Annotated in this window: 13 protein-coding genes; 9 read left to right on the top strand and 4 right to left on the bottom strand. The window is 32.7% G+C overall.

Annotated features, from left to right (window positions below; all coding sequences use genetic code 11):
- Positions 1-35: 35 nt before the first annotated feature.
- Together WN975_RS16795 and WN975_RS16790 are read right to left on the bottom strand one after the other, a co-directional pair.
- Positions 36-1,070, bottom strand: coding sequence for a hypothetical protein (locus WN975_RS16795; RefSeq protein WP_337967512.1), 1,035 nt, complete (start codon positions 1,068-1,070; stop codon positions 36-38).
- 57 nt (positions 1,071-1,127) lie between these two features.
- Positions 1,128-1,721, bottom strand: coding sequence for a GNAT family protein (locus WN975_RS16790; protein WP_337967511.1), 594 nt, complete (start codon positions 1,719-1,721; stop codon positions 1,128-1,130).
- 433 nt (positions 1,722-2,154) lie between these two features.
- Here WN975_RS16790 and WN975_RS16785 point away from each other — a divergent pair, with 433 nt between their 5' ends.
- Complete coding sequence (locus WN975_RS16785; RefSeq protein WP_337967510.1) at positions 2,155-3,498, top strand: NAD(P)/FAD-dependent oxidoreductase; 1,344 nt, start codon at positions 2,155-2,157, stop codon at positions 3,496-3,498.
- Between the two features lie 157 nt (positions 3,499-3,655).
- Here the strand turns inward: WN975_RS16785 and WN975_RS16780 are convergent, their stop codons facing one another.
- The gene (locus WN975_RS16780; RefSeq protein WP_337967509.1) at positions 3,656-5,173 is read right to left on the bottom strand and encodes a DUF853 family protein; all 1,518 of its coding nucleotides are present in this window, start codon (positions 5,171-5,173) and stop codon (positions 3,656-3,658) included.
- A gap of 379 nt (positions 5,174-5,552) precedes the next feature.
- Between WN975_RS16780 and WN975_RS16775 the strand changes: the two genes are divergently transcribed.
- The 8 genes from WN975_RS16775 (at position 5,553) to WN975_RS16740 (ending at position 12,045) form a co-directional block, all read left to right on the top strand.
- The gene (locus WN975_RS16775; protein WP_099709650.1) at positions 5,553-6,377 is read left to right on the top strand and encodes a MotA/TolQ/ExbB proton channel family protein; all 825 of its coding nucleotides are present in this window, start codon (positions 5,553-5,555) and stop codon (positions 6,375-6,377) included.
- Between the two features lie 56 nt (positions 6,378-6,433).
- Complete coding sequence (locus WN975_RS16770; protein WP_337967508.1) at positions 6,434-7,060, top strand: biopolymer transporter ExbD; 627 nt, start codon at positions 6,434-6,436, stop codon at positions 7,058-7,060.
- 19 nt (positions 7,061-7,079) lie between these two features.
- Positions 7,080-7,637, top strand: a complete 558-nt coding sequence (locus tag WN975_RS16765) for a biopolymer transporter ExbD (protein WP_337967507.1) — start codon at positions 7,080-7,082, stop codon at positions 7,635-7,637.
- Positions 7,638-7,675: 38 nt separating this feature from the next.
- Positions 7,676-8,473, top strand: coding sequence for an energy transducer TonB (locus WN975_RS16760; RefSeq protein WP_337967506.1), 798 nt, complete (start codon positions 7,676-7,678; stop codon positions 8,471-8,473).
- Positions 8,473-8,703 (top strand): hypothetical protein, encoded by a 231-nt coding sequence (locus WN975_RS16755; RefSeq protein ID WP_089054243.1) that lies wholly within the window; start codon positions 8,473-8,475, stop codon positions 8,701-8,703. The genes WN975_RS16760 and WN975_RS16755 overlap by 1 nt, the downstream gene beginning before the upstream one ends.
- 2 nt (positions 8,704-8,705) lie before the next feature.
- Positions 8,706-9,629 (top strand): substrate-binding domain-containing protein, encoded by a 924-nt coding sequence (locus WN975_RS16750; protein ID WP_337967505.1) that lies wholly within the window; start codon positions 8,706-8,708, stop codon positions 9,627-9,629.
- A gap of 16 nt (positions 9,630-9,645) precedes the next feature.
- Positions 9,646-11,313 carry a tetratricopeptide repeat protein gene (locus WN975_RS16745; protein WP_337967504.1) on the top strand — a complete coding sequence of 556 codons (1,668 nt, stop codon included), beginning with the start codon at positions 9,646-9,648 and terminating at the stop codon, positions 11,311-11,313.
- A 99-nt stretch (positions 11,314-11,412) separates the two neighbouring features.
- Positions 11,413-12,045 (top strand): 7-carboxy-7-deazaguanine synthase QueE, encoded by a 633-nt coding sequence (locus WN975_RS16740; RefSeq protein ID WP_099709644.1) that lies wholly within the window; start codon positions 11,413-11,415, stop codon positions 12,043-12,045.
- Between the two features lie 86 nt (positions 12,046-12,131).
- On the opposite strand, the gene WN975_RS16735 is transcribed toward WN975_RS16740, so the two are convergent.
- A complete protein-coding gene (locus WN975_RS16735; protein WP_337967503.1) occupies positions 12,132-12,677 on the bottom strand; it encodes a putative metal-dependent hydrolase in 546 nt (181 codons plus the stop codon).
- Positions 12,678-12,694 lie beyond the last annotated feature (17 nt).

Here is a 12,694-nt window from a genome sequence, read left to right as displayed (position 1 = left end):
TGGCTAAAGTAATATACTTTTTGATTTTAATTATTTCACCATGTTTTTCGATCATCGTAATCTGGCTCATCTAGGTATTTAAAAACAAAATCGCTCATTTTAGGTTTTAGTTCTTTATAGAGATTTTGATAAACAGGACTTTTATATTTGTGAATTGCTTTAAATGTATATTCTTGATTGTCTGTAAAATACCACGGATCAGGATAATTTGATTTTTTTAGTAATTCTGTAAGCAATGCTAAGCTTTTTTCATTTTTATAAACTGCAACCGCTCTACAATAGTATTTTAAATCTTCGTATGAAGATGGCTTTTTCTTCCTGATTACTTCTTTAAAATATTTTTCAAGTACTGGAAAATAAATTTCGTTAGGATTGTTTTCTATTGCTTTAAAAATCCAGTCTTCACATGGACTTTCTAAATCGTTAAATGTATTTTTTAAGAAAACCAAATCTTCTTTTTTCTTAAATTTTGAAAGAGCATAACAAGCGCTTAAATGGTCTCCACATCGGTCTGTTTTTATTTTGGATTTATTTTTTATAATGGAATAATATTTTTCTTGGGGCTCAATATCTTGTATCATCCAAATTGATGTTTCTAAATAAGCATGTTTAAGTAAAACACTATCAACTAAAATCTTTTTTTCTTGTTTCGAAAGTTTATTTGCTTCCTCAGCTTTTCTTACTAATAAATCTGAAACTGTAAATTCTCCAGCGGCATCTTCATAATACCACCACGTGACTTTTGTAGTGTCATTGAGATGACCCAAAAGAATTTTGAAATAATCTTTCTCTTTTCTATTCACAATTGCTCTGTAAGCAACAACTCTTAGTAATGGATTGTTGCAGTTTAATAATTGTAATAGTTCTTCTTTCGAACTATGGTCTCTTACATAATTTCTTGCAATTGTATCTCGAACGGGTAATTCTTTTTCTTGTGCTAGTTTTTTAAGCGGTTCTTCCAATTCAGTTCTAAAGTCGGAAACTTTATATGGATAAGGATCTTTATTAACACAACTAACAAAAGCTAAAATGATTATGAAAGCAATTGTTTTTTTTATTGTAAAGACCATAAGCTAGCTCGTTTATTAAAAGATTGATTGTTTTTATACAACACTAAAATAGTATTTTTAGCTATACTCTGAGAAATTATCTCTTTTAGTATTCTTCCATTCCTCCAAAATCACACTATAATAAACGTCATCTTTACTTTTTCCTTCAGAATCGACATAGTTATTTCTAAAGATTCCTTCTTTTACGGCACCAAGTTTTTCGATTGCTCGTTGTGATTTTTTGTTCTCAAGATCTGCGCTGAATTGTATTCTTCTGAATTGAATTTTTTCGAAACCAAAATTTAGTAATTCATATTTACAGGCTTTATTTAAACCTGTTCCCTGGAAATCTTTTCCGTACCAAGTCCAGCCAATTTCGCATTTTTGACTTGCATGATTTAGATAACCGTAACGCGTGCTTCCTGCAACTTTGTTCGTTGTTTTGTCAATTATTAAAAATGGATAACATATTCCGTCGGCTTTTTGTTTTAAGGTGTTTTTGATGTAATTCTCGAAGTCAGAATCATTTCTTACATATATTCCCATGTATTTCCAGATTTCGTCGTCAAAAATAATTTCTTTGAGTTCGATGTTTCTTTCATTTTCGAATGGAATTAATAAAACTCGTTCGTTTTCTAAAATGATGTCGGATTGTAATAGTTCGCTTTTCATTGTTATTTATTTGAGTGAAGTAGTTCGTTTATTGCCCGCAGATTTAACGGATTGAACAGATTAGCGCGGATTTTTAATCAACGCCGTCTTTAGTTTTATAGTAATAGCTGTGAAAATCCGTTCAATCCGTTAAATCTGTGGGTGAATTAATTTTAGTTTCAAGCGAAAGTAGGCTTTTTCGGATTTCTAATAAATCAATAAAAACCAAAATTTGTTATGAAACCAAGAGTTGCATGAGGGATAAAGGCGGTATCTCCCGATTTAGAAAAACAAGGCTTTTTAGCCGTAGTTTTTGTTAATCTGGAATATAGCCGAAAGCCCGACCCGCTTTTTCTGCGGGTCATGCCCAGATTTATCATAAATATTTCCTTTATTTTTAAGCTCTTGTATAATTATTACTTATTTTTACGATCTTATATTTAGATTTTTCTTGATGCAAACTTCACTAAAAATTGCTGTTGTTGGTTCTGGATTAGTAGGATCGCTATTGGCAATTTATCTTAAAAAAGCAGGTCACACCGTTCATGTTTATGATCGAAGTCCTGATATTCGCAAAATTAATTTTTCGGGTCGTTCTATTAATCTGGCTATGTCTAATCGTGGTTGGAAAGCTCTTGATGCTGTTGGCGTTGGCGATTCGGTTCGCGAAATCGCAATTCCAATGGATAAACGCGCGATTCATTTGGTTGATAAACTCAATTTTCAGAATTACGGACAAGAAGGCGAGTCTATTTATTCGATTTCTAGGGGAACTTTGAATCGGAAAATGATCGATCTTGCTGAAGAAGCCGGAGCCGAATTTTTGTTTGACCAAAAAATCTGGGATGTAACGTTAAGTGATGCGACTTTGCATATTGGCGAAACCGAAAGAGGCGAGTGGGAGGAGAAAAAATACGATATGGTTTTTGGTGCCGATGGCGCTTTTTCGAGAATCAGACACAGAATGCAACGTCAAAGCATGTTTAATTATTCGCAGGAATTTTTGAATATGGGATATAAAGAATTGAATATTCCGGCAAATGCTGACGCTACTCATAAATTAGATAAAAACTCATTTCATATTTGGCCTCGAGGCGAATATATGTTAATTGCACTTCCTAATTTAGATGGAAGTTTTACGTGTACTTTATTCATGCCTTTTGAAGGGAAAAATTCATTTGCGTCTTTAACAGATCGCAAAATGGTTGAAGATTTTTTTACGAAAAACTTCCCGGATTCTATCGAAGTGATTCCGAAGTTAGCAGAGGATTTCTTTAAGAATCCAACGAGTACTTTGGTAACGATGAAATGTTTTCCGTGGACATATGAAAATAAAATCGCTTTAATTGGAGATGCTTGTCACGCTATTGTTCCGTTTTACGGACAAGGAATGAATGCTGGTTTCGAAGATATCACGGTTTTAAATGAAATGATTGAGAAATACGGAAACGATTGGAAGAAAATTTTTTCTGAATATGAAATCTCTCGTAAACCAAATGCTGATGCTATTGCAGAACTTTCGTATCGAAATTTCATGGAAATGAGTACAAAAACCGCTGATGAGAAATTCTTATTACAAAAGAAAATCGAAAAAGCATTCTCTGATAAACATCCTGATAAATGGATTCCGCTTTATAGTCGTGTGACTTTTAGTGATCGTCCATATACTGAAGCTTTGGCAATTGGAGATTTCCAAAACGAAATTATGGAACAGGTTTTACGAACTGATAATATCGAAAATATCTGGAATACTCCTGAAATCGAAAATAAGATTCTTGAATTGTTACAAAACGCATAATTTTTTAAACCATATAAGTGTATAAGTTCATTTAATACGGTTACACATAATAAACCCGACAGGTTTTTAAAATCTGTCGGGTTTGATATTTAAATACGCGATGTAATTCGACACATAAATTAAATGAACTTATATCACTTATATGGTTTAGTTTTTTTTATTTCTTGAATATTTTTGTCAAAACTCCAAAAACACCTCTTATAAAGGTAGCACTCGTTACAACTTTCAATACAGATTTACCAACAACACTTGCTGTGCTTGGTTCTGCTTTTGATGATTTTGTTGGCGCTTGCTCTTCTTGCTCTGCGCTGGCTTGCACTGCATCTGCAATTTTTTTGTTTAGAATTTCATAGGCGCTTTCGCGATCTATTTCTTCAACGTATTTTTTTACAAGCTTCGATTTGCTGTTTATGGCTTCAATTTCGTCAGCAGTCAAAATATCCATTCGGCTTTGTGGCGCACGCATCATCGTTGCTACAAGTGGCGTTGGAATACCTTTTTCGTTCAAAGCTGTAACAAGAGCTTCTCCAATTCCTAAATTGGTTAGCAATTCATCTGTTTTATAGTATTGAGAAGTCGGATAATTGTCTGCAGTTTTCTTTATCGCTTGTCTGTCATTTGCTGTAAAAGCTCTAAGTGCGTGTTGAATTTTTAATCCTAATTGTGCCAAAACACCACTTGGAACATCCATTGGATTTTGGGTTACAAAATAAATACCAACACCTTTTGAACGAATCAGTTTTACAATAGTCTCAATTTGTTCTAAAAGTGCTTTGCTGGCTTCATTAAAAATCAAGTGTGCTTCGTCAATAAAAATGACTAATTCTGGTTGTTCCGCATCTCCTTTTTCGGGCATTTTTTGATAGATTTCAGCCAATAAACTCAACATAAAAGTCGAGAATAACTTTGGTTTGTCCTGAATATCCGTCAAGCGAATGATATTTACGTATCCTTTTCCGTTTTCGTCAATACGCATTAAGTCATCAGTTTCGAAAGAAGTTTCTCCAAAAAACAAATCTCCGCCTTGTTGTTCGAGTTCGATTATCTTTCTTAAAATAGTTCCGGTCGTTGCAGTTGAAATTTTACCATAACTCGCAGCTATTTCATCTTTGCCTTCTTCAGTAATATAATTAATGACTTTTTTAATGTCTTTTAAATCTAATAAAGGCATTTGGTTGTCATCACAATATTTGAATATAACAGAAACAACTCCGGCCTGAGTATCGTTTAAATCTAAAATTCGGGAAAATAATACAGGTCCAAATTCAGAAACAGTGGCGCGCAGACGAACTCCGTTTTGTTTGGATAAAGACATTAGTTCAACCGGAAAAGAAGCTACATTATAAGGTATGTTTATTTTTGCATGTCGCTCAGTAATAAAGCCTTCCTCTTTTCCTTCTTTTGCGATTCCGCTAAAGTCACCTTTTATGTCCATCATTAAAACCGGAATTCCTGCATTTGATAATTGCTCAGAAAAAACTTGTATCGTTTTTGTTTTCCCAGTTCCGGTTGCGCCTGCGATTAATCCGTGGCGGTTTAAGGTTTTTAGGGGAATTTTGACGTGTGCCTCGGCAATAGGTTCTCCGTCTAAAATGGCGCCTCCCAAAATAATACTATCACCTTTTGATAAATACCCTTTGTTTATATCTTCAATGAAATTCTCTTTTTTATTCATGTTTTTATTTGTAATTTAGATGATTATAAGAGTATTGCTCTGTTTTTTAACATTTTTAGATTGTTTTTTTTAGTAAGAAAAAGCTTTTTTAGTTTGAAAATAATACAAAAAATTATTTCGCAACTTTTTAAGAAGATATCAAAAGAATGTTTGAATATTTACTAAAACGTTGTAATTTTCCCATTAATCGTCCTATTTTTTGTCTTATCTAAAAAATGAAGTGAGCAATTTAATGAGATATTTTTTAAATTGACGTTAAATTTCCTTCAATAAAATTAAAAAAAGTTTTTTTATTTAAACTAAACGTATAAATTTGCTCCTCTACAAGTTAAATATAACTAAAAAATAAAATTATTTAAAACTATTAAAATTAAAAAAAATGGCAAACGTTAAAGTTAAAAAAGAAAGCACTTCAAATGGAGGAGGAATGATTACTGGAATCATTATTGTTGCGTGTATTTTAGTTGGGGTGTTTATTTGGAAAGTAATCATGGGAGATGCGTCTAACTTCGAGGGAGGTAATCCAGAAACAGGTCATCCGATCAATACATTAGGTCAAGTATATAAAGGAGGTTTCATCGTACCAGTATTATTAGGTATGTTTTTAATGGTTGTTGTTTTTTCTATTGAAAGATTCATTGTTATCGGTAAAGCTGCTGGTAAATCTAACTTAGATGCATTTATGAAAAATGTACAAGGAAGTATTAAAGAAGGAAACATCGAGGCTGCTATCGCTTCATGTGACAAACAACAAGGTTCAGTTGCAAACGCAATTAAATCTGCTTTGATTAAATATCAAGATGTTAAAAAAGAAGGTTTCAACAGTGAAGAAGCTTCTGAAGTAATCCACAAAGAAATCGAAGAGGCAACTTCATTAGAAATGCCAATGTTAGAAAAAAATATGACTATTATCTCTACTTTAGTATCATTAGGAACTTTAGGAGGATTATTAGGAACTGTATCAGGTATGATTAAAGCGTTTGGTGCGTTAGCTTCTGCTGGAACTCCTGACCAAGCTGCTCTTGCAACAGGTATTTCTGAGGCACTTATCAACACTGCAACAGGTATCTCTACTTCTATCTTAGCTATCGTTTCTTACAACTTCTTTACTGCTAAGATTGATGATTTAACTTACTCTATCGATGAGGCTGGTACTACAATCGTTAATACTTACAGAAGATTCAGAGGAAGTTTGAAACAATAATTAATTTTTGATATTAATAATTACAATTAATTATATCAAAATAAAAATAAAAGAGAATGGCTAAAATAAAAATGAAAAAAAAGTCAACATCGACAGATATGACTGCCATGTGTGATGTTGCGTTCCTTTTGCTTACGTTCTTTATTTTGACCGCTACTGCTAAGGTGCCTGAAGCACTTCCTGTAGATATGCCTTCTTCTACTGTACAAACTAAATTACCAGATGCAGATTTGGCAATTATTACAATAGGTAAAGGAGCAGACGGAAAAAGCAAAGTGTTTTTTGACATCAAAGGAAGAGAGATTCGTAAAAGAACTCTTGAAGGAATGGGTGCAAAATTCGGTGTGACTTTTTCAGAAGATGATAAAACTAAATTTGCTTTAATGGATGACTTCGGTGTTCCAGTTGCAGAATTGAAAAGTATCATTGGAATGAAAGCGTCTGAGAGAGTTAAGGCGGATCAAAGTGGAATTCCAATCGATTCTTTAGATAATCAATTAAAAGAATGGTTGTTAGTTTCAAGAAGAGCTGCAATTGACCTTGATGATAAAGAATTGCAGATTGCAATTAAAGGAGATGCTAAAGAACAATATCCACAAATCAAAAAGATTATGGATATTTTACAAGATCAGAAAATCAATTCCTTTAACTTAGTTACAGGTACGAGAGGAAAAGACTTTTAATTAAAAAAGATACACTAAAATGGCTGAATTAAATACCGGCGACGGTGGTGGCGGAAAAGGTGGTAAAGTAAGAAGTAAAAAGCAAAATTCTAAGGTCGATTTAACGGCGATGGTGGATTTGGCGTTCTTATTGATCACATTCTTTATGTTAACCACATCGTTGTCAAAACCTCAATCGATGGATTTGTCGTTGCCTGATAAAGACGATGATCCTACTAAGAATAAAGATATCAAAGTAGATGAGAATCGTACGATGACAGTAATATTAGGAGAGAACAATAAAATGATCTATTATATGGGATTATTAGCGTCTCCTATTGCTGGGCCTAAAGATATTACATATGGTAAAGATGGAATCCGTAGAGAAGTTCTAAAAAGAAAAAAATCTGTTTTAGAATATTCTACAGCTTTAGGGAAACCTAAAAACGGAATTATCGTTATTATCAAACCAACGAAAAAATCAACTTATCGTAATTTAGTTGATATGTTGGATGAAATGGCGATTGCGGGAGTTGATACTTATGCAATTGTTCCTGAGTTTAGTCCAGAAGAAACTAAATTGATAGAGAAAAAATAAGAAGTATCTTGTTTTTAACATCCTAATAATCAAGAAAAATGAAATTAGATATAATTAAAAATCAGTGGCTTGATATCGTATTCGAAGGACGTAATAAGATATATGGTGCATATGAGTTAAGAAAATCGAATAATAAGACTACTGTTAGAGCTCTTATTATTGGTTCGATTATTTTTAGCTTTGCTGTAGCAGCTCCTCTTATTGCAAGCTTTTTGCCAGATTCTAGTGAAGAAGATGCGAATAAAGATATCAAGATTGCAACAGTAAAATTACCTCCTAAAAAAGAAGAGGTAAAGCCAAATCAACCACCACCACCACCACCGCCACCAAAAGTGGATCAAGTGAAGTTCGTGAAACCGGTTGTTGCTAAGGCGAATGAAGTAACTGAAGATCCTCCAAAAATTGAGGAACTTAAAGATAAAAAAGTTGGTTCTGAAACTATCAAAGGAGATCCAGATGCAGTTTTAACTGTTGATGAGCCAGTAGGTACTGGAACTGCTGCAGTAGTAGAAGAAGATAACCAAGTATATAACACAGCTGGTATCGAAGTAAAACCAGACTTCCCTGGAGGAATTGAGAAATTCTACAAATTCGTAGGAAACAATTACAAGACTCCGGAAGAAGAAGGTTTAAAAGGTAAAGTTTACGTTACGTTTGTAGTTGAAAAAGACGGTTCATTAACCGACATTAAAGTTTTAAGGGATATCGGTTACGGTACAGGAGCAGAAGCAATTCGTGTTCTTAAAAAATGTCCAAAATGGACTCCCGGCGAGCAAAATGGTAAAAAAGTTAGGGTTCTTTACTCTCTTCCTATTACTATTCAATCTGCAGAATAATGTTAAAAGATATGCTTAATAATATTCAGAAGAAATCGCTCAAAGAGCGATTTCTTCTTGTTTTAGGAATACTGTTTTTTTTAATATATCTTGTGCTAGGTTTAATGATCATGTTTTGGGAAAAGCTTCCTTTAGACATGGAACCGAAATACAGATATGCTTTTGGAGGTTTGCTGATAGTATATTCGGCAATACGTTTTTTGAGATTAATTAATTCAAACGCAGAGTAATTATGTTAAAGTATAGTAAAGTTTTTGGTTTAGTTGTTTTTGTCTTTTTGTTTGCCATGTGTAACCAAAAAAGCAAAAATGAATCTGATAAAGAAACGATCTTAAAAGGAAAAATGGATATTACAGTTGATGAAACTGTAAAACCAATTGTTGATGATCAGGTTGCTGTGTTTGAAGGAACTTACTATGATGCTAAGATTACTGTTAAACCAAAATCTGAAGCAGAAGTTATAAATGATTTGCTAAATCAAAAAGCTAAAGTGGTTGTTACAACCAGAGATTTAACTAAAGAAGAATTGCAAAGATTTGAAAAAAGTAAAGTAAATCCTAGAGTTACTCCATTTGCTACAGATGCAATTGCTTTAATTTCGAACAAGAACAATAATGACACATTAATTGCGTTGAAATCTGTAATTGATTTTATGCAAGGCAAGGCAGATTCAAAAATTAAAGGTCTTGTTTTTGATAATCCAAATTCAAGTACAGTTCGTTATATGAAGGAACTTGCCAAAGTAAAAGAAGTACCAACAAAAGGTGTTTTTTCTTTCAAGACCAATGATGAAGTAATTAAATTTGTTTCTGAAAACGATGGGATGATTGGAGTAGTGGGAGTAAATTGGCTGTCACAACCTTCTGCAAACATGGTAGAGACGATTAAAAAAATTCATGTTTTAAGTGTAAAAGGTTTAAATGATGATAAGTATTATGATCCAAGTCAAAGTGACATTGCATTAAAAAAATATCCTTTGGCACGTGATTTGTTTATTATCAATTGTCAGGGGTATTCAGGTTTAGGAATGGGATTTGCTTCATTCATTGCCGGAGATATTGGTCAACGTATTGTTTTGAAATCTGGATTAATGCCAGTTAGAACACCAGGTAGAAAACTTAAGATTAGAAGTCAAATTATAAACGATAAAGAATAAATTAATTACAATAAAGATGAATAAATTTAAAATTTTTAGTCTTGCCTTAGTTGCTTCAGCTTCTGTAGCAAAAGCGCAAGATATCAACCAAGCTAAGAAAGCAATCGATGCTGAGCAATTTGATAAAGCAAAGTCATTATTAAAATCAATCATCAAAGCGAAACCTTCTGATGGAGAAGCTAATTTTGTTTTAGGTAATATTTACTTAAATCAAGCTATTGTTGATTCTGCTAAAATTTATTACTTAAATGGATTAGAAGCGGCTGATAAGAAAAACTTAAATTATATCGGATTAGGTCAGTTAGATCTTGATGCTAAAAATGCAGCTGGAGCTAAAGCTAACTTTGATTTGGCGGCAAAAGATATGAAACGTAAAGATGTAAATGAATTTATTTACATTGGTAGAGCTTACATGAATTCTACAAATCCTGATTACACAAATGCTATTGCAGTTTTGAAAAGAGCTTTGTTAATTGAGCCTCAAAATGCTACTGCACTTTTGGCTATTGGAGATGCTTATCATGGAGCAAACAATCAAAACGATGCTTACAAATCTTACCGTGATGCATTTACTGCAGATCCAACACTTTTGAGAGCAAAAATGCAATTAGGTGTTCTTTTAAAAGGTGCTAAATCTTATGAAGAAGCTATTAAAGCATTTAATGAGGTTATCGCTTTAGACGCAAATTACGGACCAGTTTACAGAGAATTAGCTGAGACATATTACAAATGGGCTAGAAATAAACCTTCTACTCAACAAGTAAACTATCAAAAAGCAATCTCTAACTATGAGAAATATTTAAGTCTTACTGATCGTTCTATTGATTCAAGAATGCGTCACGCAGATTTCTTGATCTTAGTAAAAGACTACAAAGCTCTTGAAGCTGAAGCTAACAAAATGATTGAGTTGGATAAAGTTAATCCTAGAATTTTTAGATATTTAGGATATTCAGCTTATGAAAATGGAAACGTTGAGATTGCTATTAAATCATTAGAAGATTACGTAAAAGTTCCAACAAATAAAGTAATTGCAAAAGATTACTTGTATTTAGGATTTGCTAAAATTAAAAAAGGAACTGCTGCTGATGGTGTAGTTGATCCTGCTGCTTTTGAAGCTGGTTTAGCTGATATTAAAAAAGCAGTTGCTATGGAGCCTTTAGCTGTTGAAGATCTTGGAGATTTTGGAAAAGAATTGTTTACTAAAAAACAATACAATCAAGCTGCAGCTTTATATGAGTTAAGCGCAACTAATACAGAATCTAAAAATTATTTAAACGATAATGTATACTACGGTATTTCACTTTACTATGCAAATGCAAATAAAGAGAAAACGGCTATTGATGCTGCTGCTTTAGCGAAAGCTGATGCTGCATTCGACAGAGTTTTGGTTGCTTCTCCAACATACGATGAAGCTTACTTATACAAAGGAAGAATCAATAACTTGTTAGAGAAAGATGATTTAATCATTAAAAACTACCAAGAGTATATCACTAGAACATCTGCTAAAGGAGCTGAGGAACTTGCAAAACCTGCAACTGTTAAAAAGATCGTAGAATCTTATAATAGTATTGCAGCAAGTTATGCTAACACTGATAAAGCTAAAGCTATTGAGTATTTCAATAAAACTTTAGTTTTAGATCCAGCGAATGCTTACGCAACACAATCTATAAAAGCTTTAAAATAAATAAAGACTTTTAATTAAATATTAAAACCGATAGTTCAATGCTATCGGTTTTTTTTGTTCCGTATTTAATTGACTATCTTTGCACTTTAAAATAAAATAATGTTATCAAAAGAAATACAATTAGAAGTTAATAAAGGAGCGATGTTACCTTTGATGGAAGAGTTTTACACGATTCAGGGAGAAGGTTTTCATACAGGAACTGCTGCGTACTTTATACGAATTGGAGGTTGTGATGTAGGTTGTCACTGGTGTGATGTGAAGGAAAGTTGGAATGCTGAATTACATCCGCCAACAAGTGTTGATTTAATTGTGAAAAATGCTTCAAGTGCGGCTGATACTGTCGTAATTACAGGTGGAGAACCATTAACTTGGGATATGACATTCTTAACGCAACAATTAAAGAATAAAAATTTAAAAGTTCATATAGAAACCTCAGGAGCTTATCCGTTAACAGGAACTTGGGATTGGATTTGTCTTTCGCCTAAAAAAAATAAATTACCAACTCAAACGGTTTATGATAATGCGCATGAGTTGAAAGTGATAATTTACAACAAACATGATTTTATTTTTGCTGAAGAACAAGCAGAACTTGTAAATGATAAAGCAATTTTATTTCTTCAACCAGAATGGAGTAAAAAAGAAGAGATGACACCGCTTATTGTTGATTATGTAATGAATAATCCAAAGTGGAGAGTTTCACTTCAAACGCATAAATATTTAAATATTCCTTAAGGACTATAAAAAAATCTCTTCAATTGAAGAGATTTTTCGTTTTTGGTAAAGAATTATACACTGTATAAAAAAGGAACAGTTTCTGTTTATTTCCAGTTTTTGTGTTTTTTTAAAGTCGTAATATGTGCCAAATGATGATTTCCGTGCCAGGCGTAACTCCCAATGATTTGTTTTATTCGATATTCCGAATTGTTTTCCGGATGAATAAATGATTTTTCTAAATCCGATTCTGATAAATTTTTCATTATGTAGCCAAGTCTAAAATGTAAACCTTCTAATAAAGTTAAAGTGGGTTGAATTGGCATATTTAAATTGTCATTTAATTCAGACCACAATACTTCATCATACGCTTTTATCACTGGATTATTTTCGGTCAAAGCCCATTTTAATCTTATATAACAATTCATGTGACTTTCTGCACAATGATGAATCACTTGTCGAACAGTCCATCCGCCGGGACGATATGGTGTGTCTAGTCGCTCATCAGTTAAATGAATCGTTTCTTTTTTTAATTTTTCTGGAAAAGACTCGATTTCTGCAATTTTATCAGCAATATATTCAATAGAATATTCTTGCGGAGCTTGAAATTTCCCTATAGGATACTTTAATTTTTCTAAATCTAATTTTTCCATGATTTCAATGTTTAATT

The sequence above is a fragment of the uncultured Flavobacterium sp. genome, from assembly GCF_951805225.1.
GTDB lineage: Bacteria > Bacteroidota > Bacteroidia > Flavobacteriales > Flavobacteriaceae > Flavobacterium.
Note: the sequence above shows the minus strand (reverse complement) of the source record. Positions and strands in the feature narration are given on the sequence as shown.